At 45.9% G+C, this 706-nt stretch carries 1 protein-coding gene; it reads left to right on the forward strand.

Annotated elements, in window-relative coordinates:
* The coding region (locus tag BSF42_RS22590; protein ID WP_172426747.1) for a hypothetical protein at window positions 1-706 on the forward strand (706 nt) is incomplete at both ends.

The raw sequence follows: 706 nt of genomic DNA on the forward strand, positions 1-706 counted from the left end.
ATACTTTGATGACCGCGCGGGCTCCTTTGGGCACTTATCATCTAACAAAAGTTACTGTCTCAGGATGCGAAATTGCCTTGGATGAAACCATTACTATCGATAAAATTACTCCCCCTGTCTTTGATGCAAAGTTACTTTCCTTTGGAGAAGATCTATGTCTGGGAACGGGTCCCGGAATTGTTATCGAATTTTCAAGCAGTGCTGCAGGGCCTTATATAATGGAATATGAAGTGGATGGAGTGCCCCAGCCGGCAGTGACCCTGAGCAGCAGTCCGCACACTTTGATGACCGCGCCGGCTCCTTTGGGCACTTATCATCTAACAAAAGTTACTGTCTCAGGATGCGAAATTGCCTTGGATGAAACCATTACTATCGATAAAATTACTCCCGCTGTGTTTGATGCGAAGTTACTTTCCTATGTTGAAGATCTTTGTCTGGGAACAGGTTCCGGAGTTGTTATCGAATTTTCAAGCAGTGCTGCAGGGCCTTATATAATGGAATATGAAGTGGATGGAGTGCCCCAGGCGGCAGTGACCCTGAGCAGCAGTCCGCATACTTTAATGACCGCTCCGGCTCCTGTGGGCACTTATCATCTAACAAAAGTTACTGTCTCAGGATGCGAAATTGCCTTGGATGAAACCAGTACTATCGATAAAATTACTCCCCCTGTCTTTGATGCGAAGTTACTTTCCTTTGGGGAAGATCT

This window comes from Flavobacterium sp. ACN6 (assembly GCF_002304005.1).
Lineage (GTDB): Bacteria > Bacteroidota > Bacteroidia > Flavobacteriales > Flavobacteriaceae > Flavobacterium.